The organism is Nocardia sp. CY41 (assembly GCF_009829325.1).
Classification (GTDB): Bacteria; Actinomycetota; Actinomycetes; order Mycobacteriales; family Mycobacteriaceae; genus Nocardia.
Genome location: NZ_VUOS01000015.1, coordinates 50361 through 75731 on the forward strand (window position 1 = coordinate 50361; position 25371 = coordinate 75731).

Below are 25371 nucleotides of genomic sequence, written 5' to 3' on the forward strand. Positions count from 1 at the left end.
GCGCACGGGCGCGTGCGCGGACAGTCGGCCGGACCTGCGTCGATGCCGAGGTGAAAATCGCCTGGGCCACACCGGACTCGCCGGGTGGCGAGCGCCCGCGACACGCCGTGCCTGCCGCGGGTCGCGGTGGCGCGCGTTCCCGCTGCGCCGGCGGCGGGGAGGCATAGGCTGGCGTCATGGTGTCCGAACGTGAACTTCTCGAATCCGTGCCGACGCAGTTGTGGATCGACGGGCGGCCGGTCGACGCCACCGGGGCGGGTACCTTCCCGGTGCACAATCCCGCGACCGGCGAAGTGCTGACGAATGTCGCGGACGCGACGCCCGAAGACGCGCTGCGCGCGCTCGACGCGGCCGTCGCGGCGCAGGACTCCTGGGCGGCCACGCCCGCCAGGGAGCGCGGCGAGATCCTGCGCGCGGTGTTCGAGCGGATCACCGCCCGCGCGGAGGAGTTCGCCCTGCTGATGACCCTGGAGATGGGCAAAGCGCTGCCGGAGAGCCGTAACGAGGTGCGCTACGGCGCGGAGTTCTTCCGCTGGTTCAGCGAGGAGGCCGCCCGGGTGCACGGGCGCTACCTGCACGCGCCCTCGGGCACCGGCCGGATCATGGTGCACAAGCAGCCGGTCGGCCCGTGTCTGGCGATCACGCCGTGGAACTTCCCGCTCGCCATGGGCACGCGCAAGATCGGCCCGGCGCTGGCCGCGGGCTGCACGATGATCGTCAAGCCCGCTTCGGCGACGCCGCTGACCATGCTGCTGCTGGCCCGGCTGTGCAGTGAGGCGGGATTGCCCGACGGGGTGCTGTCGGTGCTCACCTCCAGCCACTCCGGCGCGGTGACCCAACCGCTGCTCGATGATTCCCGGCTGCGCAAGCTCACTTTCACCGGCTCCACCGAGGTGGGCAAGAAACTGGTGGAGAAATCCGCGAACCGATTGCTGCGCACCTCGATGGAACTCGGCGGCAACGCGCCGTTCGTGGTGTTCGGCGACGCCGACGTCGACGCCGCCGTGCAGGGCGCGATGCTGGCCAAACTGCGCAACGGCGGGGAGGCGTGCACCGCTGCCAACCGTTTCCACGTGCACAACAGCGTGCTCGAGGAGTTCACCACCAAGTTGGTCGAGGCGATGGAGAACAGCGTGCGGCTCGGGCCGGGCGCCGATCCGGACACCACGCTGGGCCCGCTGATCAACGAGGAGCAGCTGCGTACGGTCGGTGAGTTGGTCGACGACGCCGTGGCGAAGGGCGCACGGGTGCTGATCGGCGGCAAGGCGCCCGGAGGCCCGGGCTGGTTCTACCCGGCGACGGTCCTGAGCGATGTCCCGCCGCAGGCCAGGATTCTGCGCGAGGAGGTGTTCGGCCCGGTCGCCCCGATCGTCGGCTTCGACACCGAGGAGCAAGGGCTCGCCGCCGCCAACGACACCGAATTCGGACTGGTCAGCTACGTCTACACCCGCGACCTCGACCGCGCCCTGCGGATCGCCGAGGGCCTGGAATCCGGCATGGTCGGCGTCAACCGCGGCGTCATCTCCGACCCCGCCGCCCCCTTCGGCGGCGTCAAGGAGTCCGGCTTCGGCCGGGAGGGCGGCACGGAGGGGATCGAGGAGTACCTGTCGACGAAGTACATCGCGCTCACGTGAGAGAGTGCCGCGGGCTCCGCGCTACCGTAGGCGATCGGTCGCGCACCTGAGGGTCGAATCGTGCCTGTCGGCGGAGTTCGCGCGTGGAGTTCGGCCGACCCGAGATCGGCGTCGATCGGTCCGGTGCCGACCGGACCGCCCAGGTGGGGTTCAGCATGCTCTGGGCGGGTCTGCTCTGAACCCAACCGTCTGTGCCCCGTACTTTCGGGGGGCGACTTGATGCATCATCGACACTAGCCTCGGCCTTGGTTCCGCCGAGTGGGCTGATTGCGAGAGGGCGCAGGTGCTGGTGATGCTCGATTGAGCAACGGCGTGGTCAGAGCCGCATTGCAGGTCGTGGACGCTTTGAAACGGCTGACCAAGAGGGAAGCCGAGGGCGTCGCGGGCATGAAAACGGGCGCGGCCCACGCTTCCCGCCAAGTCATCGATGCGCACACGCACGGCGACGCCGACGGTGAGCTCGCGATCCGACGTGCGGCAGGCGGCGATGCCGGTCCCGGGCGGGATCTGTGCCCCCCGCCGCCGGACCGAGCGTCGCTGGATCGGGCCAGACAAAAACTCGAAGCCGAATTGCATCGACATTTCGGCGAAAGTGGACCGACCGACGAGCAATTGGCCGACTTCATTGCCGACCGAGGGCTTTCCCGGCTCGAGCAATGCGCCATCATCGATAGGAGAATCGACGAAACAGCGGCTTCCCTCGGCCGGGACAGCGCCGAGTTACGTGAGCAGATGCGGCGAGAGCTGAAGGACGCGCTCGACGGGAAACCGCTGGCTATTCGTGTCCGCGACGACAAACTCCTGGCGATCCTCGAGGAAGGGCGAATCAGGGGCATCCGCAATCCCGTGGGCGATCGCGCCCATGCCGAAGCCGAGTGGTTCGGCCCGGACGTCCACGACAACCCACCCGTCTACGGCTACGTCGCCGTGGATGGAGTGCGCCCATCACAAGACGGCATGATAGATGCGTTGTCGGAGCTGAACTACGGCGACAATCAGATCTATTTGAAGCCGGAGGTCCGGTCACGAACGACCATCACGTTCGGTGACTCGATGGTGGAGCGGGAGCTGGCGATACCCTCCCCCATAGACAACCCGTCGGAATACTCCTATGGCGCCGGAGTGCACAACCTCGCTCCGATCGGCCGCGACTATCTCGGAGCGGATTTTCGCGCCAACCATTTCATCGAAGCCCAGATGTTCGATCTGACGACCGCAGACATAGATTTCATCGGGTTGCACCAGCCACCCGATGCAGCCGTGCGAGAGGCGTTGGACCGATCCGGAATAGATTGGCGTGTGCTGGACAATCGCACGATCGCGGCGGAGGGCAGCCCCGCGGAACGAGCGGCCGCGATCGAACGGACGAGTCAAGACCTGGAGCATCTTCGCCATGTGCATCCCGTTATGCGCTCGTATGCCGAACCGCTCGAAGCCGAGCTGAGGGCCGACCTGCGGGTACTGAACGATTCCGCCGCGGGTGATGGACCGGCCGTGGATCCCGGATAGCGTCGGTGGGGCACCATCCACCGAGCCGACGGTCTGGAAACCTTCCGCCCCGGGTGGTCGGCGGCCTGGGCGGACATGAAGTGACCGCCCCGGGGTGAATTACACCCGGGGCGGCCTATTCGGAAGCGACGGTCTCGCGAGCGCGCCGCGTGGCTCTCAGTTCAGTGGCCGAGCCGGCCGCGGCCGAGGCGAAGCAGCAGCATGGCGAGAGTGTGGCCTTCCTGGCCGAGCTCGCTGAAACGCTCCAGCACCTTCATCTCGCGACTGTGCACCAGGCGCGGCCCGCCTGACGCCATGCGCGTCCGGCCGATGATCCGGGAGACTTCCGTCCGACGCTTGATCGCGGCCAGGATCTCCGCGTCGAGGCGGTCGATCTCCTTGCGGAGCTTGTCGATCTCGGCCTCGGTCTGCGGCAGCGCGGATTCGGATCCGGTCGTCGTGGCAGGGGTGCTCATCATTCATCTCCTCGTGTCAGAACATCGATCGGCGCGTGCTCGCGGCTCGTTACCGACCAGTTCTTTCACCGTGAAACAGACCTGGTGGGGCCTTGATTGTCCCCCCAGAAGGTGCGCTCAGGTACAGGCTCCGCGATCCCGGCGTCCGGCTGGCAGCCGAATCGGATGTCTTGCGAAAACGCTGAGCATGTCGCCAGTGTGCCACGGGCTGGGGGGTATGCAAAACGTATACGTTTGGGAATCGCGCGAGAAACGCAGGTCGTTTCGCCGGTGCTTCCCACCAGGGGGAGTTCATCCGCCGTTCAGTCCGCCGGCGCCGAACCGATACCGATGTCACCCGGGGCTTCATCTCTGTCGGTGGCCGCCGGTAGCGTGGATGGGCGATGGACATCACGGTGGCTCCCAAGACGCAGGCCGGTCGGGTCGTGCACCCGGATCCGACATCGAAACCGCAGTTCGCCGGCGGTAACGCAGCGGAGGGGTCGCAGCCTGCCGCCATTCCGGAGGCGCCGCCGACGGACGTCGAGCGCGAGCGGCAGCGCGCCGAGCGTGCGCAGCGTCGGGCCGAGGAGGCCGAACGGCTGCTCGACGGCCTGAATCCGCAGCAGCGCGCGGCGGTCGTGCACACGGGGTCTCCGCTGCTCATCGTGGCGGGCGCGGGCTCGGGCAAGACGGCCGTGCTCACCCGCCGCATCGCCTATCTGCTGGCCGCACGCGGCGTCACCCCGGGCCAGGTGCTCGCCATCACGTTCACCAACAAAGCCGCCGCGGAGATGCGAGAGCGGGTGACCGGGCTGGTGGGTCCGCGCGCGAACAGCATGTGGGTGTCCACCTTCCACTCCAGTTGCGTGCGCATCCTGCGCACCCAGGCCGCGCTGCTGCCCGGGCTGAACTCCAACTTCTCGATCTACGACGCGGACGATTCGCGGCGCCTGCTCACCATGATCAGCCGCGACCTGGACATCGACACCAAGAAGTACTCGGCACGCCTGCTCGCGACCGCGATCTCGAACCTGAAGAACGAACTCATCGATCCGGCCCGGGCCACCGCGGACGCGGAATCGGACGACACGGAGCTGCCCGGCCTGGTGGCAAAGGTCTACACCGAGTATCAGCGCAGGCTGCGCTCGGCGAACGCGCTCGACTTCGACGACCTCATCGGCGAGACGGTGGCGCTGCTGCAGAACCACCCGCAGGTCGCCGAGTACTACCGCCGCCGGTTCCGGCACGTGCTGGTGGACGAGTACCAGGACACCAACCACGCGCAGTACGTCCTGGTTCGCGAGCTGGTCGGCCACCACGTGGAAGAGGGGGCCGAGGACCGGGTCTCGCCGAGCGAACTGTGCGTGGTGGGCGACGCCGACCAGTCCATCTACGCCTTCCGCGGCGCGACCATCCGCAATATCGAGGAGTTCGAGCGCGACTTCCCCGACGCCGAAACCATCCTGCTGGAGCAGAACTACCGCTCCACCCAGCACATTCTCTCCGCCGCCAACGCGGTGATCTCGCGCAACGAGAACCGGCGCGACAAGAAGCTGTGGACCGATTCCGGCGAGGGCGATCTGATCACCGGCTACGTCGCCGACAACGAGCACGACGAGGCGTCGTTCGTCGCCCGCGAGATCGACCGGCTGGTCGACCTGGGCGAGGCCAACTACGGCGACGTCGCGGTGTTCTATCGCACCAACAACAACTCCCGCGCGCTGGAAGAGATCTTCATCCGGATGGGCCTGCCCTACAAGGTGGTCGGCGGTGTCCGCTTCTACGAGCGCAAAGAAGTGCGCGACATCGTCGCCTACCTGCGGGTGCTGGAGAACCCGGAGGACGCGGTGAGCATGCGCCGCATCCTGAACACGCCGCGCCGCGGCATCGGCGACCGTGCCGAAGCCTGTGTGGCGGTCCATGCCGAGCAGCGCGGGATCGGTTTCGCCGCCGCGCTGCGCGACGCCGCCGAAGGCAAGGTGGCGCTGCTGAACACGCGCGCGCAGCGAGCCATCGCGGGCTTCCTCGATCTGCTCGACGACATCCGGGCGGCGGGTGAGCGAGACGACTCCGACTTCCCCGACGTGGGCAACGTCGTGGAGGCGGTGCTCGAGCGCACCGGTTATCGCGCCGAACTGGAAGCGTCCGACGACCCGCAGGACGGCGCGCGGCTGGACAACCTCAACGAGTTGGTCAGCGTCGCGCGGGAGTTCAGCTCCGAGGCGCACAACAACGCGGAAGCGGCCCGGCAGGAGGGGCTGCTGCCCGAGGTCGGCGAAGGAGAGCCGGAGCCCGGTTCGCTCGCCGCGTTCCTGGAGCGAGTCTCGCTGGTCGCGGATACCGATCAGATTCCGGACGAGGGCTCCGGCGTGGTCACGATGATGACGTTGCACACCGCCAAGGGCCTGGAATTCCCCGTGGTGTTCGTGACGGGCTGGGAGGACGGGCAGTTCCCGCACATGCGGGCGCTCGGCGATCCGACCGAGCTGGCCGAGGAACGCCGCCTCGCCTACGTCGGCATCACCAGGGCGCGGCAGCGTCTGTATCTGACGCGTGCGGTGGTGCGTTCCGGCTGGGGCCAGCCGGTGTCGAACCCGGAATCGCGATTTTTGCAGGAAATTCCGGGGCATCTCATCGATTGGCGCCGGCTCGAGCCCGCCGGCTCGCCCGGGACGCGCGGCATCCGGCGGCGTGGCGGGGACGACGACGGGTTGGAGCGGGACTGGACGCGCGGCGACGGATGGTCGGAGCCGCGGCCCGGCCTGCGGGACCGCGGGCCGCGCAGGCCGGCTCCCGGCGGCGCGACCCGCAACAACACGAACCTCGTGCTCGCGGTGGGCGATCGGGTCAGCGACGACAAGTACGGTCTCGGCCGCGTGATCGCCGCGGAGGGCTTCGGCCCCCTGGCCACGGTGACCATCGATTTCGGCACCGCGGGCAAGATCCGATTGATCCCGCAGTACAGCCGGACCTTGGTCAAGCTCTGACCCGTGCGGGCCTTTGGACCCTGCCCGCGTTCGCCTCGCGCCGGTAGGGTCCGCGACGTGGATACGATCGCCCAGCATCTCCTGTGGTTCCTGCCCATGCTCTGGCTCGGCATGGTGCTGGCAATCTCGTTCCTGGAGGCGCCATTGAAGTTCCGCGCCCCCGGGGTCACGCTGCCGCTGGGTCTCGGCATCGGCCGCTTGGTGTTCCGCGCGCTGAACATCGCCGAGGCCGTGCTCGCCGCGCTGCTGATACTCGCGGCACTGATCGTCGGCCCCGGCACGGCGACCTGGGTGTGGTTGGGCGTCGCCGCGGTGGTGCTCGCCGTTCAGATCGTGGTGGTGCGCCCACCGCTGACCCGCCGGTCCGACCGCGTCCTGGCGGGCGAGGACCTGCCGCGCTCGCACGCGCACTACTGGTACATCGGCCTGGAGGTCGCCAAGGTCGTCGCGTTGGTCGGCCTCGCGATCGCCGCGGCACCCTAAGCGCCCACTCGGTTTCGACACCATTCAGATGGCCCCGCTCAACGACCCGGGTCACCTGCTGCTTGGGGCGGTGTCCTCGGGCGAGCCGTTCGTGCCGCACGGCGGCGGAGTCCTGCTCGGTGCGCTCGGAGTGTCCGGCGCGACAACCCCGATCGTCGATCACAAGATCGCGTCGGCGGTCGCCCGGTCGGGCTGAGTACTCATCCCGTCGGCGGTCACCTGCCGCTGCCGCTCCCAGCCGTTCAGCGTGGCTCACGCGAAGTGTCCGGCTTCATCCGCCCGGCGTCGATGAGCGTCTGCCGGGCCGCCGACTTGCGTGGGCACTGATCGGTTCGGCATGCCCTGTGCCGCTGCATGGTCAGGTGCGCTTCGGTAACGCTCAATGGAATTTCGGGAGCTTCGTGCGGCCACCCGGTAGGCCACATTCCGGCGACGGGTTGCTCGGCGAGACTGCGTTCGCGTTCCCGTGCGGCACGCCACTCGGCCGCCACTCGATCGATGATCGCTTGCGCCGACATGTCGTCTTGCTCGCCGTCTCGCCACCAGTCGAACCCCATCGCGTTTCACCCCTGCTGTGCTCGCTTGTCGTTTGGCTGCACGCCACCCAGCGGGGTGAGGGTCACCGCGAGCCGCTCACGGCTTGCGATGCGTCCGCTCCGGGCGGGAGGGACGCGCCCGCCGGGTGGGTGCGGCTGCAAGCGTCGCGCGGAAATATGCACGCTGGACTGGGAAAACGGCTACAACGCGTCTACTGATCCGCCTACCATGCACGCATGGGGACGGACGGGGGGTTTCCTCCTGACATCGGGGAACGTCTGCGAGCCGCGAGGCAGGCGGCGGGACTCTCACTCGCCGAGCTAGCGGCGCGCATCCCGTTTTCGCGCAGCTACTTGGGCCATGTCGAGATGGGGGCGCGCGCCGCCTCGCCCGACGTGGTCGCGGCCTATGCTCGCGCATGCGGTGAAGTGACCTGCGACCCTGTCACACTGGTCAGTATGTTGGGCCGAGCCGATGTCGATCGCCGCTCGTTCCTGCGCACGTCCGTCTACAGCGCCGCGCTTTCCGCGACAGCGCTGGTGTCGCAGTCGGATATGGCCCGGTTGGCCCGAGTCGATGAATCGGCGCGTGTCGGCATGCCGGAAGTGCGTGCTGTGCAGAGGATCACAGACGCGTTCCTCGGTCTGGACGAGGTCAAGGGTGGCGGTATCGGCCGGACCGCCGTCGCCGAGTTCCTGAGCACGGATGTGGCCTCACTGCTTCGGTCGCGCTTCGCCGATTCGACAGTCCGCTCCGCCGCGTTCAGCTCTGCGGCAGAACTGGCCTACCTGGCGGGTTTCAAAGCGCACGATGCCGGGGAGGACGGCATCGCCCAGCGGTACTTCCTCGCGGCGCTGCGGCTTGCGGAGGAAAGCCAGTCGCCCGGCCAAGACGCTTGGGTGCTGCGCATTCTCGCCATGCAGGGAGCAGACATCGGCCAACCGAAATTCAGTCCTGTCCTCGCTGAAGCAGCCGTGGCGCGCGGCCGAGGCAAACTCGGATCGGATACCACGGCGTTGCTCACTGTCGTCGTGGCTCGCTGTCATGCCGAAACCGGCGACCATGCGGGGGCACTGGCGGCCCTGCGAACCGCCGAACCACACCTGACTCCGGATCTGCACACCGAACAACCCCGCTGGGTGTCGATGTGGTGCCCGAACAAGGGCACGGTCGTGGACCAGGCGGCGAAGACCTTCCTTGCTCTGGGTGACCTCGCCAACACCGAACGCTATTACGAACTGGGCACAAGTATCTGGAATCCCCAGACCCATGCCCGTGTGTGGGCCCTCAGCGCCGCCGAAACCGGCCTATTGCGCTGGAGACTCGGCAAGCACACTGACGCCCTCAACATGTGGCGGGCTGCCTTACCTGCGCTGCGCTCCGTCAACTCCGCGCGTACTACCGCTGCGCTAAGCAAGATTCGCCGCGCCGCCCCCGAACTTTTCGAGGACACTGCCGCCACCGACATCCCCTCCCTGTGAAGTGGTGTCCGCCCAGTGGGCCACGTCAGATACGCGAAGGTGCAAAATGTCGCGCCAGATTTTTCGTCGGCAGAATGGCATGCCCGCCGATGTGTAGATCGGATTCAGTTTGATCAGCATCGGGCAACCCTCGACGGGTTCGATGGCATGAAGTCGGCAGATCTCAGCGACGCGTTAGGCCGCTAGCGAGTATCCAGCACCATCGCGGTGGGAACGCGGATCTCCCCACCCGGGTCGAAACGCAGGACAACCATGTCCCGGTTCCAGTCGATCCGTGGCTCGGTACTCCAGCCGAGCGGGATCGTGATGACGTGACCGCGTGACACCCCGCTTTCGAACAGCGGTCCGAGCCATACCTCGTACGCGTCGATGTCCATCCGGCTGTGTGTCCGCTTTACGGCGGCGGCATACGTGCCGCCCCATGTCGGATATATGCGGACCGTGTCAGTGTGATGCATGAATAGGCTGACGGCCGCCACGACTGTCACGAGCGCGCCCGCACTGAGACCGAGCGCGAGTCCCCACGCGAACGGCCAACTGAGTATGCGTCTTCGGGACCTGGCTTCCTTCGGGCGCCGCAACTGCTCTACGGGCCGCATCGGTTCCAAAGGGGGCTGCGAAACTGTCATGACCCGATCATGCTCCGCGTGGCAGGCTCTTCTCCGCACCTGGAACTTCGGGTTAGTGGGGCAGCAGGTCCCCCAACGCCTTGTCGAGGGTGGGATGGCGGAAGGTGAAGCCCGCCTCCGGCAATACCTCCGAGGTGGCGTGGCGGCCGGTGAGGCCGAGGGCCGAATCGGAGGAGGATGGCGCCGAGGGCCAGTAGGGGGAGCACGCGCGTCCACCCCAGCTCGAGGCCAGGCCCGCCGTAACCCGATCGGCCGACGATGGACGCACGTCAGCCACGTGCGGACGTGTCGCCGTTCAGTCGCGCTGCGGGCCGAGGCTGATGCCGCGGGTGGCCAGCCAGGGCAGCGGGTCGACCTTGTCGCTGCCGTTCAGCCAGACCTCGAAGTGGCAGTGCGGGCCGGTGGAAAATCCGCGGTTGCCGATCGTGGCGATCTGGTCACCGGCGAGCACGCGCTGGCCCTGGGACACCGTGGCGGTGTCGATGTGGCCGTAGATGGTGACGGTGCCGTCGTCGTGCAACAGGCGGACCCACATGCCGAAGCCCGAGGCGGGACCGGCCTCGATCACGGTGCCGTCGGCGACGGCGTAGATCGGGGTGCCGATCGGGCCCGCGATGTCGATGCCGAGATGCTGCACGCCCCAGCGGGCGCCGAATCCCGAGGTGAAGGTGCCCGCGGCGAAGAACTTGTGGAAGAGCGGGCGAAGCTTCGCAGCCTCCTGGGCGGCGAGATCGTCGGCGTACTTCTGGCCCTTCTGCAGCATGTCGTTGAACTGATCGAGGTGCGCGGGCGAGGAGACGTTCAGCACCTGGGGGGAGTCCGGCGCCGCCGTCGGATCGGCCACGTTCATCGACTGCGCGGCGATCTCGTGGATCTGGCCCGCGGCTTCGTAGTCCACCGCCTGCGACGGCTGCTCGGGCGAGGCGAACGCGGCCTGCCCGGCCGCGACGACCGCACCCGCGGCGACAGCGGCGACTGCCGCGCGCCCCTTCAGCGCGGCGGGCGGCGCCGCGACCCGATGCGCGCCGCCACGTTTGTTCGCGGCACGGCGCCCGGGGATGACGGTCGGGAGAGCGGGGGTGCGCGGCTCCTCGTGAGCCTCGGGCTCGGCGGTCTCGGTCGCCCAGGACTCCTCGGGGGCCCAGCAGCCGGTGTCGGACACCCAGGACTGCTCGTCGGGCGCCCAGGCCTCCTGTTCGGCCCACGCTTCGCCGGCATTCCAGGCGCCGCCGTCGGACCAGGTCTCCTGCTGCGCCCAATTCTGTTGCGCCCACGCGTTGTTCGCGGCCCAGGACTCGTCGGATGCCTCGCCCTGATAGGCCGGCTGCTCGTAGCCCGCGTCGTGGACGGGCTGTTCGGCGTCGTAGCCGTAGCCGGCGCCGGTGGCCTGGAAGTAGTCGTACTGCGCGTGCGGCGCGGCTTCGTACCCGGCGTGGTGCTGGTCGAACGAGGGTTCGGCGTGTCCGCTCGGAGCGAAGGGCTCGTCGTCGGGGCGGTAACGATGTCCCGTCCGTGAGCGATCAGTGAGAGCGAAGGTCGAGCTGTGGTTCATCGGCGGTGCCACATCGTGAAGCTGGTGGATCTCGGAAGCCGCCTGACCAGCGGCGTCGATCGGTCGAATGCGGAGCGGCTCTCCATCTGCGGAGCGCTGTGCTGCGTCAAAGCTTGCCGTCCTCCTAGTCGTGACCGTGTTGTGACATCGACCGCATTGACGGTAACGAAATGATTGAGCGGCGACAAGCGGTGCGCCTGGTCCGTAACAAACATGTGAGATTGATCATGCTTAGCCCGCGGAATAACTCACTGTTGTATGGGCACCCCGGAGAGGTTGTCCAACGACAATTCGTAGTAGATCGGGGCCCGCTCCCGGGTTCGCCCGCTCTACCTGGCGCGGTGCCAGCAACCTACTCGCCAGTAGCGTTGGCCAGCGGTTTTGCCGGTCCGAGCGCAGCCGGGTGACCTGCGCCACTTAGGATGAACGTGGCCGATTGGCCCTCCATGTGACTGGTTAGAGTCCGACCCGACCCGCTTCCGACGTCGGGCCGCCAACAAAGACGTTGTCATCGCAACGCAGACGAGACGGTGAGTACATGGATCTCTTCGAATATCAGGCGAAGGAGCTCTTCGTTAAGCACGGAGTGCCTTCGTCCGAGGGCCGCGTCACGGACACGGCCGAGGACGCCCGCGCCATCGCGGCGGAAATCGGCAAGCCGGTGATGATCAAGGCCCAGGTGAAGGCCGGTGGCCGCGGTAAGGCCGGTGGCGTCAAGTACGCCGCCACCCCGGACGACGCGCTCACGCACGCGCAGAACATCATCGGCCTGGACATCAAGGGCCACATCACCAAGAAGATCCTTGTCGCCGAGGCCAAGGACATCGCGGAGGAGTACTACATCTCCTTCCTGCTGGACCGGGCCAACCGCACCTACCTGGCCATGTGCTCGGTCGAGGGCGGCATGGAGATCGAAGAGGTCGCCGCGACCAAGCCGGAGCGGCTGGCGAAGGTCCCGGTCGACGCGGTCAAGGGCGTCGATCTGGCGTTCGCGCGCTCGATCGCCGAGCAGGGCCACCTGCCCGCCGACGTGCTGGACGCCGCCGCCGTGACCATCCAGAAGCTGTGGGAGGTGTTCGTCGCCGAGGACGCCACCCTGGTGGAGGTCAACCCGCTGGTGCGCACCCCGCAGGACGAGATCCTCGCCCTGGACGGCAAGGTCACCCTCGACGAGAACGCCGGATTCCGGCACCCGGAGCACGAGGCGTTCGCGGACAAGGACGCGACCGACCCGCTGGAGCTCAAGGCCAAGGAGAACGACCTCAACTACGTCAAGCTCGACGGCGAGGTCGGCATCATCGGCAACGGCGCCGGTCTGGTCATGTCCACCCTGGACGTCGTCGCCTACGCGGGCGAGGGCCACGGCGGCGTGAAGCCGGCCAACTTCCTGGACATCGGTGGCGGCGCCTCGGCCGAGGTGATGGCCGCCGGTCTGGACGTCATCCTGAACGACAGCCAGGTCAAGAGCGTGTTCGTGAACGTGTTCGGCGGCATCACCGCGTGTGACGCGGTCGCCAACGGCATCGTGAAGGCGCTGGAGATCCTCGGGGACGAGGCCAACAAGCCGCTGGTCGTCCGCCTGGACGGCAACCGCGTCGACGAGGGCCGCAAGATTCTGGCCGACGCCGCGCACCCGCTGGTGACGCTGGCGCAGACAATGGACGAAGGCGCCGACAAGGCCGCCGAACTGGCAGCCGCCCGATAACGACGGCCGAGTAAGGACGAAAAGAATGTCTATCTTCCTGAACAAGGACTCCAAGGTCATCGTCCAGGGCATCACCGGCGGCGAGGGCACCAAGCACACCGCGCTGATGCTGAAGGCGGGCACCCGGATCGTGGGCGGTGTGAACGCGCGCAAGGCGGGCACCACCGTCGCGCACACCGACTCCGAAGGCAACGCGGTCGAGCTGCCGGTGTTCGGCACCGTCGCCGAGGCCATCAAGGAGACCGGCGCCGACGTGTCCATCGCGTTCGTGCCGCCGAAGTTCGCCAAGGACGCCATCATCGAGGCCATCGACGCGGAGATCCCGCTGCTGGTGGTCATCACCGAGGGCATCCCGGTGCAGGACACCGCGTACGCGTGGGCCTACAACGTGGAGAAGGGCAACAAGACCCGGATCATCGGCCCGAACTGCCCCGGCATCATCACCCCGGGCGAGTCGCTGGTCGGTATCACCCCGGCCAACATCACCGGCAAGGGCCCGATCGGCCTGGTCTCCAAGTCCGGCACGCTGACCTACCAGATGATGTACGAGCTGCGCGACTTCGGCTTCTCGACCTCCATCGGCATCGGCGGGGACCCGGTCATCGGCACCACCCACATCGACGCCATCGAGGCGTTCGAGAAGGACCCGGAGACCAAGCTGATCGTGATGATCGGCGAGATCGGCGGCGACGCCGAGGAGCGGGCCGCGGCCTACATCAAGGCCAACGTCACCAAGCCGGTCGTCGGCTACGTGGCGGGCTTCACCGCCCCCGAGGGCAAGACGATGGGCCACGCGGGCGCCATCGTGTCCGGTTCGTCGGGCACCGCCCAGGCGAAGAAGGACGCGCTGGAGGCCGCGGGCGTGAAGGTCGGCAAGACGCCGTCCGAGACCGCCGCGCTGGCTCGCGAGATCCTCGAGAAGGCCAGCATCAGCGCCTGATCACTCTGCTGTGCGCACGAAGGCCGCCTCCGAATTCGGGGGGCGGCCTTCGTCATGTGTGGCGGTGGGCTCAGGCTTGGGCAGCAGCCGAGCGTCCGGACCGACCACGCGCGGAATTGTCGATCTGCCAGGGGTTCCGTGCTCCCCTTCGTTCATTACACGAGAGAGCCGGGCGGATGGTTCATCGACTCGTCACCGGGAATTCCCCGCCATTGAGAATCCGCCTGGTGTGAAAAGTGCCATCGCGGGCAACAGTTTCTGAGAGCGGTAGGTGGTCTCGTTGCGGACTCCGCGCCGGACGCCTGCCGCGACCTGCCGGGATATGGGTGAATCCGCTCGTCCCGGCCGTCGCGGCGGGATGACCTGGGCGAGGGAGTGCAGTAGCGTCAGAAGTAATCCAGCCGTGAAGACCATGTACGACTCGATTTAGGAGACGACGACATGTCCTACCCGACCGGGGGCTCCGGGTACAACGCACCCTCGCCCTCAGCACCATCCAGCCAGAGCCCGGCCACGGGTGGTGCCACCTCAGGTTCGAGCGCTACCGGTTCCGATGCCAAGGGTCTGCCGTTCTTCCTGGTGGTCGGCGTAGCGGCGCTCGGCGTGATCAACTTCCTGCTCGGCTTCCTGCCGTTCCTCGGCAGCAAGCCAGTCGATATCGGTGGCCGCCGGGTCAGCGCGCAGGAGACGGCCAACCTCTTCGAGGTGGCCTCCGGTACGCCGCTGCTCGGCATACTGCTGCTCGGCGGTCTGCTCGCCGGACTGTCGTTGCTGCCGAAGCAGAACTGGATCGGCGCGGCCGCCGCGGCTTCGACCGCCGGTTTCATCGCGCTGCTGTTCCAGTCGTTCAACTTCGGCGAGGGCAGCGAGCTGAAGGCGGGAGCGTTCGTCCTGCTCGTGCTGGCCTTCGTGCAGGCCGCCGTGGCGATCGCCGCGACGCTGTTCGAGACGGGCATCCTCAAGGCGCCCGCGCCGCGCCCGGCCACCGCGCCGAGCGGTTTCGGCCAGGGTGGCTACGGCCAGCAGCAGCCGTCGTACGGACCGGGCCAGCAGCAGTCCTACGGCCAAGGGCAGCCCGGTTACGGTGCGAGCCCGTACGGCCAGTCCGGCTACGGTGCCCAGGCCGCGCCGCCGCAGTTCCCGTCCCAGGCGGGGCAGCCGTCGCCCTACGGGCAGAGCCAGCCCGGCTACGGTCAGGCGCAGCCGGGCCAGTCCTACGGCCAGCAGCAGTCCCCGTACGGCCAGAGCCAGCCGACCACGGCTTACGGCGCGTCCCAGCAGCCGGGTTCGCCGTACGGCGCTCAGCCGCGTCCGGACGAGAGCGTGACCCAGCACTTCGGCGGCCAGCAGCAGTCCGGCCAGCAGTCGCCCTATGGTTCGCCGGGCTACGGTCAGCAGCAGGCCCAGCCGAGCCAGCAGAACAAGCCGTTCGGCGGCGAGCAGAGCGGTGACCCCTCGTCGGACGCCACCCAGGCGTTCCGCCCCTCGGAAGACAACAACAAGTAGGAATTCAGCGGCGTCCTCCCCGGGGCGGCAGTCGCGTGCCCGCGGCGCGCCTGACCCGCTCACGCCGGGGAGGATGCCACGCTGAAATGCCATGAGCTCCTCCAGAAACTCCTCGACCCGCCGGATCGGCGGGTCGCGCGCGTCGCAGTCGGACCCCGACGCGGAGGAAGCCGGGTTTCTGTCGCTCACCCCGGAGCGCTCCAGGGTGCTCATCGCCGTCGCGGGCCGCCCGTCCGCCTTCGGGCTGACCACGCTCGTCGTGCTCGTGCTCGGCACGCTGCTGGCGGCGGGCAGCGATCTGGACGGCGCGTCCGGCGCGGTCGCCGCGTCCTGGTTGGCCGTGCATCAGGTGCCGTTGGTGATCGGCAAGACCTCGCTCGGGCTGCTTCCACTGTTGCCGACCGCCCTGCTGGTCTGGCTGGCCGCGCGGGAATCCGCACGCGCCGTCGAACCCGAATGCACCCGAGCTGATCTCGGGTGGATCGTGGGCGCCGCGGTGGGCGGTCCGCTGCTGGTCACCTCCGTCTGCCTCGCGGTCACCGAAGACGCCTCCGGGGTCGTCGCGCTGCAACCGCCGAACACCCTCGCCGCGTTCGCGTGGGTGGCGGCGCTGTATCTCCTGGCCGCCGCCATCGGTATCGCGGTCCGCCTGCGGCAGCGGCTGTTCGCACTGCTGCGCCTGCCCGACTGGGCGCTCTCCGGCCTCTACGGCGCCGGCCGCTCCGCGGTGCGGCTGCTGGTGTGCGCGACGGCGGTGGCGGTGATCTCGTTCCTCGCGCACATTCCACGCCTCGGCGAGATGTACCGACCGGCGGGCGATTTCGGTGGTATCGTGGGGTTGACCCTGCTTTCGCTGGCCTACCTGCCGAACTTGGTCGTCCAGACCGTCGGCGTGCTGGTCGGTTCCAGCGCGCAGATCGGCGCGGCGTCCTTCGGGGTGTTCTCGGTGGTCGGCGGCCCGATCCCGGCGTTTCCGTTGCTCGCCGCGGTGCCGACCGGTCCCGCCGCGGGATGGTGGCCGGTATTGCTGCTCATCCCCGCGGCAGTCGGCGTGCTCGGCGGGCTCGACCTCGCGCGCACCTCCACCGACCGGATCACCGCACCGTGGGCCACGCTCACCTCCGCCGCGCTCGCCGCGCTGGCGCTGACGGTGGCCGGGATGGTCGCGGGCGGCGAACTCGGCGAGGTCGGCCGGGTCGGCCTGGACCTGCCGATCTTCACCCTCGTCGCGTTTGCCTGGCTGGCGATTCCCGGCTACGCGGGGCTGGCTTTCGCGCGCTGGTTCCTCGTGCCGGTCGGCGTCCCGCCGGGCGACTACGCCGATCCGTACGACGACTACTCCGACGCGGAGGACGCGGACGACGACTACTACGACGACGACCGCGACTACTACGAGGACGACGAGTACTACTACGACGACGACCACCACGACGACGACCACGACGACGACCTTTACGACTACGACCAGCCGGAGCTGGAGGGCCCGCTGGACGCCGAACTCGTCGACGAGCCGCCCGCGATCGAGACCCGCGTCCGGTACCACGACCACGCCGGGGCCGACATCGTGGACGCCGAGGTGGTCGAGGCGGACCTGCCGGACAGTGACCGGGTGGACGGTCGTTAGGCTCTAACTCGGCGGTGCCGCATCAGTCCGCCATCCGAACGATCAGGGAGTAGAGCGCTGACGTCCTCGCACGCCTCGTGGAAGCCCGCAGCTACGCCGGCCACCGTCGTCGTGCTGGCGTCGGGCACCGGCTCGCTGCTGCGCGCCCTGCTGGACGCCACGGCCGCGCCCGGTTACCCGGCGAAGGTCGTCGCCGTGGGCGTCGACCGGCTCTGCGCGGCCACCACACACGCCGACGCCGCGGGCGTGCCGCATTTCCGGGTGGCGGTGAAGGACTTCCCGGACCGCGCCGCCTGGGACGCCGAGCTCACCGAAGCGGTCGGCGCGCACAACCCGGATCTGGTGGTGTCGGCGGGTTTCATGCGATTGCTCGGCCCCGCTTTCCTGGACCGTTTCGGCGGGCGCATCATCAACACCCATCCCGCCCTGCTCCCCGCCTTCCCCGGCGCGCACGGTGTGCGTGACGCGCTCGCCTATGGCGCGCGGGTCACCGGCTGCACCGTGCACCTGGTCGACGAGGGCGTGGACACCGGGCCGATCCTCGCGCAGGAGGCGGTGACGGTGTTGCCGGGTGACGACGAGGCCGCCCTGCACGAGCGCATCAAGGTTGTCGAGCGACGGTTGCTGGCGGAGGTCGTCGCCGCCGTCGCGACGCGAGGCATTGTCTCCGACGGACGAAAGGCAGTTATCCCAGATGAGCGAGTTCTCCGGTGAGTGAACGCAAGCCGATCAGCAGGGCGCTGGTGAGCGTCTACGACAAGACGGGTCTGGTGGAGCTCGCGACCGGTCTGCACGCCGCGGGCATCGAGCTGGTCTCGACCGGGTCGACCGCGGGCCGGATCGCGGACGCGGGCATCCCGGTGACCAAGGTCGAGGACCTGACCGGGTTCCCGGAGACCCTCGACGGCCGGGTCAAGACGCTGCATCCCCGGGTGCACGCGGGAATCCTGGCGGACTCGCGCAAGCAGGAGCACGTCGACCAGCTCGTCGAGCTCGGCGTCGAGGCGTTCCAGCTGGTGGTGGTCAACCTCTACCCGTTCACGCAGACCGTGGCGAGCGGGGCGACCCCCGACGAGTGCGTGGAGCAGATCGATATCGGCGGGCCGTCCATGGTGCGCGCCGCGGCGAAGAACCACCCGTCGGTGGCGGTGGTCGTCGACAGCGGCGACTACGACGACGTGCTTGCCGCGGTGAAGTCCGGCGGCTTCACGCTGGCCGAGCGTACGGCGTTGGCGGCCAAGGCGTTCCAGCACACCGCGAGTTACGACGTGGCGGTCGCGAGCTGGATGACCAACGTGCTCGGCGCCGGTGACGCGGCGGAGGACACGGAGACCCGGTTCCCCGGATGGCTCGGCGGCACCTGGGAGCGGTCGGCGGTGCTGCGCTACGGCGAGAACCCGCATCAGTCCGCCGCCCTGTACGTCAACGCCGACGGCAACCCGGGTCTGGCGCAGGCGCGGCAATTGCACGGCAAGGAGATGTCGTACAACAACTACGTCGACGCCGACGCGGCCTGGCGCGCCGCCTATGACCACGAGGCTCCGGCCGTCGCGATCATCAAGCACGCCAACCCGTGCGGCATCGCGCTCGGGGGCGATATCGCCGAGGCGCACCGCAAGGCGCACGCCTGCGACCCGGTGAGCGCGTACGGCGGGGTGATCGCGGCGAATCGCGAGGTCACCGTGGAGCTGGCCGAACAGGTCGCCGAGATCTTCACCGAGGTGATCGTCGCGCCGTCCTACGCCGACGGCGCGGTGGAGGTGTTGCAGCGCAAGAAGAACGTGCGCATCCTCGTCGCCGAGGCGCCGGTGCGATCGGGCGCTGAACTGCGCCCGATCAGCGGCGGGGCGCTGCTGCAACAGCGTGACGTGCTGGACGCGCCGGGCGACGACCCGGCGCACTGGACGCTGGCCGCGGGCGAGCCCGCCGACGCGGAGACGCTCGCCGATCTGGCCTTCGCCTGGCGCGCTTGCCGGGCCGTGAAGTCCAACGCGATTCTGCTCGCGCACGACGGCGCTTCGGTCGGGGTCGGCATGGGGCAGGTCAACCGCGTGGACGCGGTCGGCCTGGCGGTCCAGCGGGCGGGAGACCGCGCCAAGGGTTCGGTGGCGGCCTCCGACGCCTACTTCCCCTTCCCGGACGGTCCGCAAACCTTGATCCAGGCCGGTGTGCGCGCGATCGTCCAGCCCGGCGGCTCGGTTCGCGACCGGGAGACGATCGACGTCGCTCGGGAGGCAGGCGTCACCCTCTATCTCACCGGGGCCCGTCACTTCGCCCACTGAGATCGGTAGTGCCGCAACGCTGCGTCGGATCGAAGTCCGGCGCGGCGTTTCCGTTCCTGCGGACACAGTGGGGACGCGTATTGCCCAGTGGAACGAGAACTTTGTCGCGGATGCCCGGCTCCGGAACGTGAACCACGTTGTGGTGCAGTGTGGTAACCGGGTAGCTACCAGCGGCGGTGCGAGGACGGCGAAAGCGGATCCGTGCCGGTACGGAGCCCTCCGGCATCCTAGACGGCGCTGCGCACGGTGCGGTTGCCGAGCGGTTCTCTCAGCGGCACCGCCAAGGTGCCGAAGACGGCGATCATGGTGCACATCCGGCCGACCGCCTCGGCGCGGCTGCCCGAGCGCAGTTCGACGGTGACCGTCGACGCGGTCTCGGTGACCGTGGCGTCCACGCCGTAGCACTCCGGCGAGCCGGTCTCGAAGTTCACCGCGATCTTGTTGTCTCCCAATCGAGTCCACGATTGGAACGGGATCGGATGCGCACCCACGATGGTCGGATCGGCGGTGAACTCGTTGCCCTGGTTCCCGCGCGGGTCCTCGATCGGCGTGTGCGGCGCCGCGCTCGGGGTCGCGCTCGTGCTCGGCGGGTTCGCCTCGTCGTCCGAGCCGCCGCAGCCCGCGGTGGCGAGACAGGCGAGCACTACGGCGACAGCTGTGGCGGCGCGTCCGGCCTGGATCCGATCCATACCGACACCCTAGTCCGGGCGCTGGTTCGGGTATCGCCACGGCGGGAGCGTCGCGCATGGGACGAACCACACAGTGAACGTTCCGCGAACCGTGCGCGTAATGGCTCCCAAAAGCGTTCGCGGGCAGTAAGTTCTGCGGGGATGCGCGCCAGAGCTGTTGCGGCGCTCATCATGTCGGATGCTCTACCAGCTTTTCCGGAAAGGAAGTATCGTGGCCGACACGCTGCGCGTAGGGGAAGAACTCGGGCGGGGTCAATCCCTCCAGGGCGGGGCTTACACCCTCACCCTGCAGGACGACGGCAATCTAGTGCTGTCCGAGCCGGGGGGAAATGTAGTGTGGGCCACCCAGACGCACGATCAGGGTGTGGAGCGAGCCGTGCTGCAGGACGACGGCAACTTCGTGCTCTACAAGAGCGACGGCGCCGCCTGGGCGACCGAGACCAACGGTCAGGCGGCCGAGCGGCTGGTCGTACAGGCCGATCGCAATGTGGTGCTGTACGGCGCCGACGGCGGCGCGCTGTGGGCCTCGGGCACCGACACCGACACTCCGCTGCCCGCCCCGGAGCCGGCGGCGGAACCGGTGCACGAGCAGGTCGCGGCCCCGGCCGCGGAGGAGGTGCCGCCTCCGCCGCCCGCCCCCGAACCGCGCACCTACACCGTCGAGCCGGGTGACACCCTGTGGGCGATTGCCGAGCGCTTCTACGGCGACGGCAACCGCTACCAGGAGATCGCGGACGCCAGCGGCATTCCCGACCCGGACGCGATCAACCCCGGCCAGGTGCTGACCATCCCGTGAGCCGGATTCCGTAGCGACGACGAAGACCCCCGGTGCGGGCGCATCGGGGGTCTTTTTCGGCTCGCTCGTGGGCGGAGTGCGCCTACCGGCTGGTGAACGGCAGCAGCGCCATCTCACGGGCGTTCTTCACCGCGACAGCGACCTGACGCTGCTGCTGCGGGGTGAGCCCGGTGACCCGGCGGCTGCGGATCTTGCCGCGATCGGAGATGAACGTACGCAGCAGGTTCACGTCTTTGTAGTCGACCGTCTCGATGCCGGCGGCGATGAGCGGGTTCTTCTTCGGACGGCGGGCCTGCTCGGCGCGAACCTTCTTCGACGGTGCTCGCTTGACTGCCATATGACGAGTTCCTTCTCACGAGATCAGTGGTTGTCTACCAGCTCGATTTGTGCACACCGGGCAACTCGCCCCGGTGGGCCATCTCGCGCACACGCACACGGGAAAGTCCGAACTTCCGGAGATGACCGCGCGGTCGTCCGTCGGCGGCGTCCCGATTGCGCAATCGTACCGGACTGGCGTCGCGCGGCTGCCGCCGCAGTTCGGCCTCGGCGGCCGCGCGTTCGGACTCCGGCGTGCCCGGCTTCCGGATGATCTCCTTCAGCTCGGCGCGGCGTTCGGCGTAGCGCGCCACGATCACCCTGCGCTGCTGATCGCGGGCGATCTTCGACTTCTTGGCCATGTCAGCGCTCCTCGCGGAAGTCGACGTGCTTGCGCACCACCGGATCGTACTTGCGCAGCACGAGCCGGTCCGGATCGTTGCGGCGATTCTTGCGGGTCACGTAGGTGTACCCGGTGCCCGCCGTGGACTTCAGCTTCACGATCGGGCGGATGTCGGTCGATTTCGACGCCATGGGTCGCTCCTCAGATCTTGTCGCCGCGTGCCCGGATCCGGGCCACCACGGCCTCGATCCCGTCCCGGTCGATGGTCTTGATGCCCTTGGCGGAGACGGTCAGCGTGACGCGCCGGCCTTCGCTGGGCAGGTAGTAGGTCTTGCGCTGGACGTTCGGGTTCCAGCGGCGGCTGGTCCGCTTGTGCGAGTGCGACACGGACTTGCCGAATCCGGGCTTGCGCCCGGTGACCTGGCAATGGGCCGACATCCGGACTCCCTCCAGTAGATGACAATCGTTTTCGACAATGCTTGCCCGGCAATGTACCGTGACGTGACAGCAAATGAAAATCGTTACCGAAAGGGGTTGCCGGTGGCTGCGGCAGATTCCACCCTGGTCCCACCCGAGTCCGACCGTAGAACGCCCGTGGTGGTGCTCACCGGTTTCGCCGGACTCGCCGCGGCGGGCGTGGATCGCGCGGCCGCGGTGCTGGGCATGGCGCCGGGTACCGTCGTGGTCCGCCACGATCTGACCCAGCTGCGGGAAGGCATCGTGCACCGCACGGTGCGCACCGCCACCCGGGAGACTTCGGCCGTGCTGGAGCTCGCACACGGCTGCGTCTCCTGCACCCTGCGGACGGATCTGCTTCCGCTGCTGTGCACCCTCTCCCGGCGGGACTCGGTGGACCGCATCGTGCTCGCGCTGGACCCGGCGTTCGAGGCAGAAGCGGTGTGCCAAGCCGTCGAGCAGGTCGTGGTCGCCGGTGTGCACGGCCGCGTGGACGGCCCCGCTGGGCGCGACGTGCGGGTGGAGGCGGTGCTGACCTGCCTGGACGCCGACGCCTGGCTCGCCGACGCGACCGGGGACGAGACGCTCGCCGAACGGGGCCTCGCCGCCGCCGCCGACGACCGCACGGTGGCGCAGGTCGCGGTGGGGCAGGTCGATTTCGCCGACGCCGTGATCGCCCTCGGCGCTGCTACCGCGCACACCGCGCTACTCGGCGACGTGGCGGCCGAGCGCGGCAAGCTCGCGGCGGTACTGGCCAGGCTGGTCCCCGGCGCGCCCGTCGTCTGGGTGGCGGAACCGAACTCGATCACACCCGCCCTGGTGGAAACGCTGATCACCCGCGTGCCCACGGATTCGCGACGCGGCCGCGTGTTCGACGCGCACGCACCGCTGCTGCGCGGTCGGCCGCCCTTGACCAGTGATTACGGCGTGGAACTCGTGGAGTTCGCCGCGGCGCGGCCGTTCCATCCCGCCCGCCTGCACGAGGCGCTCGACGTGTTGCTGGACGGCGTCGTGACCGCGCGCGGCCGGGTGTGGCTGGCCACCCAGCCCGACGAAGTGGTGTGGCTCGAATCCGCCGGTGGTGGCCTGCGGGTGGGCGGCGCGGGGCGCTGGCTGGCCGCGATGCCGGAAGCGGAACTGTCCGCCGCGGACCCGGAGCGGCGCGCGATGGCCGCCCTGCGCTGGGACGAGCGGTTCGGGGACCGGGATATCTCGCTGTCGATCCTGGTGCACGACGCCGATCCGGCGGAGATCCGCGAGGCGCTGCACTGGGCGCTGGTGGAGGACGACGAGTTGCGCTTGGTCGAACGCGCCCCCGAGCGGGTCGCCCTCTGGGAGGACCCGTTCGGCGAATGGCACGCCGACCCGTGCGCGGCCGACGAGGAGGCGGGACAACCCGCGCAGGAAGCGAAAAGCCCGAGAGGAGAGACGAAGTGAAGAAGGGTATTCATCCGGAGTACCACCCGGTGGTCTTCGAGGACGTGAACACCGGCAAGCGGTTCCTCACCCGGTCCACGGCCACCAGCGCCCGCACGGTGGAGTGGAGCGACGGCAACACCTACCCGTTGTTGACGGTGGATGTCACCGCGGACTCGCACCCGTTCTGGACCGGCGCGCAACGCGTGCTGGACACCCAGGGCCGCGTGGAGAAGTTCGAACGCAAGTACGGCAAGCGCGCGCGAAAGGAATCCTGAGATGGCGGTACCGAAGCGGAAGATGTCGCGGTCCAATACCCGCAGCCGCCGGTCGAATTGGAAGGCGGCGCCGGTGGACTTGGTGCCGGTGACCGTCGGGGGCGTCGTGCATCAGGTGCCGCGCCGATTGGTGGCGGCCGTGCGACGCGGTCTGATCGACCTCGAGAAACTCTGAGCGCCGAGGTCACGAGCAGAGTCGTGCCGACTCCGTGATTGCTCGGGTGGTGCTACCGGGGCTCCGGGCGATTCGGATGCTGGTCGATCGCCCGGAAAAGGGCACTTCGGCGTCTTCTGGTGAAAATTTTTCAGGCACACAGGAGACGTGTCAGCAATTTATCAGCTACCGCTGTGTCCTGCATCACGTCGCACTATTGCGTGTTGGTCGATTGCGATCGGGTAGCCAGGCGGTGAAATCCGGATGGGCGGTAGGTTTTTGGCCGACGAAAAGTTCGCCGAAAATGGTGCGCTCGCGGCCGGATACCGGTACCCTCGTCGTCGAGGGCGGGTTCTCTTGGTTTCCAAGAGAACCCGTCCATCGCCAATTTCGGGCGCTTTCTCGTCGGCTTCCACTCTCTCCGAGGCGCTTCCGCCGCCACCGCGCGGAGCCGGTCGTTGTGCCGGTGCGCGTCTCAGTTCTTCGAGGTCAGCGCCGCAGGCCCGTCCTCGCCGCCCGGTGTCCGGCGCGCGTCACCGTCGTGTCCCGACAGTCCGGGAAGGTCCGGCAGCAGCGCCTCGAGCCGCGCCAGTTGTTCGCCGACCAGCGCCGCGGGGCCCTCGATCAGCGACAGCGGCCACGGCCAGTGCCGCCCGTTCCAGCGCTGCACCTGTTCGGTCAGCTCGGCGGTCGTCGCCTCCAGTTCGCTGATCTCGGTACGCAATTCGCCGACTTGCGTTCGCAACTCGGCGGATTCGTGCTCGAGTGCGGCAATTCGGGCCAGCGCCGCGGCCAATCCGTCCACCAGCGTCCGATTCCGGCCGTCGGCATCGGCGCCCAGCTGCGGCCAGCCCGCCAACTCGGGCCCACGCAACTGGATCTGGATGTCGCGCAGCACTGCCTCTTGTTCCGGCGTCACGTCCGGATCCTCCCGTTCGACGAAATCCCATTGGCCGAAATCGATCGTCTCGGCCTCGTTCACGTCACAGCGCACGCCGCCGACGATCACCTGACGCCGCGTCTGATGAATGGCCCGCCTGCGCTCCACATTCGTGCCGGACCAGGCATCGGTCTGCCAAGCCCACGTCGCGTATCCGGCGTCCAGCGCGCGGCTGACCACCCAGTACCCGCCGTAGATACCGACATTCGCGCGGCCGAGCACGGTCGCCGCACCGTCCAGATAGGCGTTGATGCGCAACTGATCCTGCTCGGTGACGTCGAAGTCCGCGGAGAAATAGATGGGCCGGTCCACCCGGCCGCCGCAGCGCAGCACCTGGGCCAGGGCCGCGCGCGCGTCCACGATGCCGGCGCCGTAGCCGTCGAGCATCCGCGCCGCCGTGGTCTCCCAATTGGAGACGATCGAGACACCGTGCGTCCGCAGATCGTTCGCCTCGGCCGGGGTGAGCAGCTTGCCGGGCAAGCTCGGGCCGCCGTCGGACAGATACCGCACCACGAAGTCGTACCCCGCCGCCCGAATCGCCGCGCCCCCTGGACGTCCTGCGGCGTAGTCGAGACCGAAACGCATGGCTTCCACTGTAAGTGGGCCGGGCGGGTGAATCCGTGGCATCGCCGAATCCGGACCGTCGACCGGGGAGGGATCAGCGAGAAACGGCCGAAC

Annotated in this window: 27 protein-coding genes; 16 read left to right on the forward strand and 11 right to left on the reverse strand. The window is 68.6% G+C overall.

The window, feature by feature from the left end; all coding sequences use genetic code 11:
- Window positions 1-176: 176 nt before the first annotated feature.
- Both GVY64_RS17960 and GVY64_RS17965 read left to right on the forward strand, forming a co-directional pair.
- Complete coding sequence (locus tag GVY64_RS17960) at window positions 177-1634, forward strand: NAD-dependent succinate-semialdehyde dehydrogenase (RefSeq protein ID WP_159842861.1); 1458 nt, start codon at window positions 177-179, stop codon at window positions 1632-1634.
- A 312-nt stretch (window positions 1635-1946) separates the two neighbouring features.
- A complete protein-coding gene (locus GVY64_RS17965) occupies window positions 1947-3143 on the forward strand; it encodes a hypothetical protein (protein ID WP_159842863.1) in 1197 nt (398 codons plus the stop codon).
- Window positions 3144-3304: 161 nt separating this feature from the next.
- On the opposite strand, the gene GVY64_RS17970 is transcribed toward GVY64_RS17965, so the two are convergent.
- Window positions 3305-3598, reverse strand: a complete 294-nt coding sequence (locus GVY64_RS17970; RefSeq protein ID WP_159843126.1) for a chorismate mutase — start codon at window positions 3596-3598, stop codon at window positions 3305-3307.
- Window positions 3599-3981: 383 nt separating this feature from the next.
- Here GVY64_RS17970 and pcrA point away from each other — a divergent pair, with 383 nt between their 5' ends.
- The 3 genes from pcrA to GVY64_RS17985 are packed head-to-tail and all read left to right on the forward strand — an operon-like array spanning window position 3982 to window position 7246.
- Complete coding sequence (pcrA, locus tag GVY64_RS17975; RefSeq protein ID WP_159842865.1) at window positions 3982-6567, forward strand: DNA helicase PcrA; 2586 nt, start codon at window positions 3982-3984, stop codon at window positions 6565-6567.
- 57 nt (window positions 6568-6624) lie between these two features.
- Window positions 6625-7050 (forward strand): hypothetical protein, encoded by a 426-nt coding sequence (locus GVY64_RS17980; RefSeq protein ID WP_201298058.1) that lies wholly within the window; start codon window positions 6625-6627, stop codon window positions 7048-7050.
- Window positions 7051-7078: 28 nt separating this feature from the next.
- Complete coding sequence (locus tag GVY64_RS17985) at window positions 7079-7246, forward strand: hypothetical protein (protein WP_159842867.1); 168 nt, start codon at window positions 7079-7081, stop codon at window positions 7244-7246.
- Between the two features lie 46 nt (window positions 7247-7292).
- On the opposite strand, the gene GVY64_RS17990 is transcribed toward GVY64_RS17985, so the two are convergent.
- Window positions 7293-7607 carry a hypothetical protein gene (locus tag GVY64_RS17990; RefSeq protein ID WP_159842869.1) on the reverse strand — a complete coding sequence of 105 codons (315 nt, stop codon included), beginning with the start codon at window positions 7605-7607 and terminating at the stop codon, window positions 7293-7295.
- A 216-nt stretch (window positions 7608-7823) separates the two neighbouring features.
- Here GVY64_RS17990 and GVY64_RS17995 point away from each other — a divergent pair, with 216 nt between their 5' ends.
- Window positions 7824-9068, forward strand: coding sequence for a helix-turn-helix domain-containing protein (locus GVY64_RS17995; protein ID WP_159842871.1), 1245 nt, complete (start codon window positions 7824-7826; stop codon window positions 9066-9068).
- Window positions 9069-9250: 182 nt separating this feature from the next.
- Here GVY64_RS17995 and GVY64_RS18000 read toward each other — a convergent pair whose 3' ends face one another.
- From GVY64_RS18000 to GVY64_RS18010, 3 genes are all read right to left on the reverse strand, one after another.
- On the reverse strand, window positions 9251-9445 hold the full coding sequence (locus GVY64_RS18000) for a hypothetical protein (protein WP_159842873.1): 195 nt from the start codon (window positions 9443-9445) through the stop codon (window positions 9251-9253).
- Window positions 9446-9749: 304 nt separating this feature from the next.
- On the reverse strand, window positions 9750-9974 hold the full coding sequence (locus tag GVY64_RS37875; protein WP_236566940.1) for a DUF1731 domain-containing protein: 225 nt from the start codon (window positions 9972-9974) through the stop codon (window positions 9750-9752).
- An 18-nt stretch (window positions 9975-9992) separates the two neighbouring features.
- Window positions 9993-11249, reverse strand: a complete 1257-nt coding sequence (locus GVY64_RS18010) for a M23 family metallopeptidase (RefSeq protein WP_159842876.1) — start codon at window positions 11247-11249, stop codon at window positions 9993-9995.
- Between the two features lie 538 nt (window positions 11250-11787).
- Between GVY64_RS18010 and sucC the strand changes: the two genes are divergently transcribed.
- The 6 genes from sucC to purH all read left to right on the forward strand — a co-directional run bounded on the left by sucC (window position 11788) and on the right by purH (window position 19306).
- On the forward strand, window positions 11788-12954 hold the full coding sequence (gene sucC / locus GVY64_RS18015) for an ADP-forming succinate--CoA ligase subunit beta (RefSeq protein WP_159842878.1): 1167 nt from the start codon (window positions 11788-11790) through the stop codon (window positions 12952-12954).
- Between the two features lie 25 nt (window positions 12955-12979).
- Complete coding sequence (gene sucD / locus GVY64_RS18020; protein ID WP_159842880.1) at window positions 12980-13894, forward strand: succinate--CoA ligase subunit alpha; 915 nt, start codon at window positions 12980-12982, stop codon at window positions 13892-13894.
- A gap of 441 nt (window positions 13895-14335) precedes the next feature.
- Window positions 14336-15400 carry a DUF5336 domain-containing protein gene (locus GVY64_RS18025; RefSeq protein ID WP_159842882.1) on the forward strand — a complete coding sequence of 355 codons (1065 nt, stop codon included), beginning with the start codon at window positions 14336-14338 and terminating at the stop codon, window positions 15398-15400.
- A 91-nt stretch (window positions 15401-15491) separates the two neighbouring features.
- The gene (locus tag GVY64_RS18030; RefSeq protein WP_159842884.1) at window positions 15492-17024 is read left to right on the forward strand and encodes a cell division protein PerM; all 1533 of its coding nucleotides are present in this window, start codon (window positions 15492-15494) and stop codon (window positions 17022-17024) included.
- Between the two features lie 21 nt (window positions 17025-17045).
- Window positions 17046-17738 carry a phosphoribosylglycinamide formyltransferase gene (gene purN / locus GVY64_RS18035; RefSeq protein WP_442939604.1) on the forward strand — a complete coding sequence of 231 codons (693 nt, stop codon included), beginning with the start codon at window positions 17046-17048 and terminating at the stop codon, window positions 17736-17738.
- Window positions 17735-19306, forward strand: coding sequence for a bifunctional phosphoribosylaminoimidazolecarboxamide formyltransferase/IMP cyclohydrolase (purH, locus tag GVY64_RS18040; RefSeq protein ID WP_159842886.1), 1572 nt, complete (start codon window positions 17735-17737; stop codon window positions 19304-19306). Before purN ends, purH begins: the two co-directional genes overlap by 4 nt.
- A gap of 227 nt (window positions 19307-19533) precedes the next feature.
- Here the strand turns inward: purH and GVY64_RS18045 are convergent, their stop codons facing one another.
- Window positions 19534-19995: a hypothetical protein gene (locus GVY64_RS18045; RefSeq protein WP_201298059.1), complete on the reverse strand. Its 462-nt coding sequence runs from the start codon at window positions 19993-19995 to the stop codon at window positions 19534-19536.
- Window positions 19996-20206: 211 nt separating this feature from the next.
- Here GVY64_RS18045 and GVY64_RS18050 point away from each other — a divergent pair, with 211 nt between their 5' ends.
- Complete coding sequence (locus GVY64_RS18050) at window positions 20207-20791, forward strand: LysM peptidoglycan-binding domain-containing protein (protein WP_159842888.1); 585 nt, start codon at window positions 20207-20209, stop codon at window positions 20789-20791.
- 82 nt (window positions 20792-20873) lie between these two features.
- Here GVY64_RS18050 and rpsR read toward each other — a convergent pair whose 3' ends face one another.
- Genes rpsR through rpmB form a run of 4 tightly spaced genes read right to left on the reverse strand, consistent with a single transcriptional unit; the run spans window position 20874 to window position 21887 of the window.
- Window positions 20874-21128 carry a 30S ribosomal protein S18 gene (rpsR, locus tag GVY64_RS18055; protein ID WP_011211513.1) on the reverse strand — a complete coding sequence of 85 codons (255 nt, stop codon included), beginning with the start codon at window positions 21126-21128 and terminating at the stop codon, window positions 20874-20876.
- A gap of 34 nt (window positions 21129-21162) precedes the next feature.
- A complete protein-coding gene (rpsN, locus tag GVY64_RS18060; RefSeq protein ID WP_159842890.1) occupies window positions 21163-21468 on the reverse strand; it encodes a 30S ribosomal protein S14 in 306 nt (101 codons plus the stop codon).
- A 1-nt stretch (window position 21469) separates the two neighbouring features.
- The gene (rpmG, locus tag GVY64_RS18065) at window positions 21470-21640 is read right to left on the reverse strand and encodes a 50S ribosomal protein L33 (RefSeq protein WP_019049259.1); all 171 of its coding nucleotides are present in this window, start codon (window positions 21638-21640) and stop codon (window positions 21470-21472) included.
- Window positions 21641-21650: 10 nt separating this feature from the next.
- Window positions 21651-21887, reverse strand: coding sequence for a 50S ribosomal protein L28 (gene rpmB / locus GVY64_RS18070; protein ID WP_043697994.1), 237 nt, complete (start codon window positions 21885-21887; stop codon window positions 21651-21653).
- A gap of 102 nt (window positions 21888-21989) precedes the next feature.
- Between rpmB and mrf the strand changes: the two genes are divergently transcribed.
- Genes mrf through rpmF form a run of 3 tightly spaced genes read left to right on the forward strand, consistent with a single transcriptional unit; the run spans window position 21990 to window position 23774 of the window.
- Window positions 21990-23342, forward strand: a complete 1353-nt coding sequence (gene mrf / locus GVY64_RS18075; protein ID WP_236566941.1) for a ribosome hibernation factor-recruiting GTPase MRF — start codon at window positions 21990-21992, stop codon at window positions 23340-23342.
- Window positions 23339-23599 (forward strand): type B 50S ribosomal protein L31, encoded by a 261-nt coding sequence (locus tag GVY64_RS18080; protein WP_159842893.1) that lies wholly within the window; start codon window positions 23339-23341, stop codon window positions 23597-23599. Before mrf ends, GVY64_RS18080 begins: the two co-directional genes overlap by 4 nt.
- Before the next feature lies 1 nt (window position 23600).
- Window positions 23601-23774, forward strand: coding sequence for a 50S ribosomal protein L32 (rpmF, locus tag GVY64_RS18085; protein ID WP_159842895.1), 174 nt, complete (start codon window positions 23601-23603; stop codon window positions 23772-23774).
- A gap of 454 nt (window positions 23775-24228) precedes the next feature.
- Here the strand turns inward: rpmF and GVY64_RS18090 are convergent, their stop codons facing one another.
- Window positions 24229-25278: a DUF1906 domain-containing protein gene (locus GVY64_RS18090; RefSeq protein WP_159842897.1), complete on the reverse strand. Its 1050-nt coding sequence runs from the start codon at window positions 25276-25278 to the stop codon at window positions 24229-24231.
- Window positions 25279-25371: the final 93 nt, after the last annotated feature.